Source organism: Citrobacter sp. CK181, from assembly GCF_030333595.1.
GTDB lineage: Bacteria > Pseudomonadota > Gammaproteobacteria > Enterobacterales > Enterobacteriaceae > Citrobacter_B > Citrobacter_B koseri.
Window position 1 is genome coordinate 1 of record NZ_JAOWFN010000002.1, and the last position, 506, is coordinate 506.

At 46.8% G+C, this 506-nt stretch carries 2 tRNA genes; both read right to left on the reverse strand.

What is annotated here, in order from left to right:
* Positions 1–139: 139 nt before the first annotated feature.
* Positions 140–215, reverse strand: a tRNA-Ala gene (locus OGW17_RS00010).
* 113 nt (positions 216–328) lie between these two features.
* Positions 329–405, reverse strand: a tRNA-Ile gene (locus OGW17_RS00015).
* Positions 406–506 lie beyond the last annotated feature (101 nt).

A 506-nucleotide genomic window follows, 5' to 3' on the forward strand; every position in this document is an offset into this window, starting at 1 on the left:
TGCGAAAATTTGAGAGACTCATACACACTTTACGTGTGTCGTTTCAATTTTCAGCTTGATCCAGATTTTTAAAGAGCAAAACTTCGCAGTGAACCTTTTCAGGCACACTCTGAAGTTTTCTTATATGAGCAGTAAAATATGGTGGAGCTATGCGGGATCGAACCGCAGACCTCCTGCGTGCAAAGCAGGCGCTCTCCCAGCTGAGCTATAGCCCCATACAGTACAGTCAGAACCTCTTACCGATGATTTTTCCTGAGACAAGGCGTGGAATGACGAAGCATACTTAAAGTACGTGAGTCATTTCACAACGCAGTATTCAGGGAAAATCTGGTAGGCCTGAGTGGACTTGAACCACCGACCTCACCCTTATCAGGGGTGCGCTCTAACCACCTGAGCTACAAGCCTGTAGAGGTTTTTACTGCTCGTTTTTCATCAGACAATCTGTGTGGGCACTGCAAAGGCAGGTTCTTTAAGGTAAGGAGGTGATCCAACCGCAGGTTCCCCTA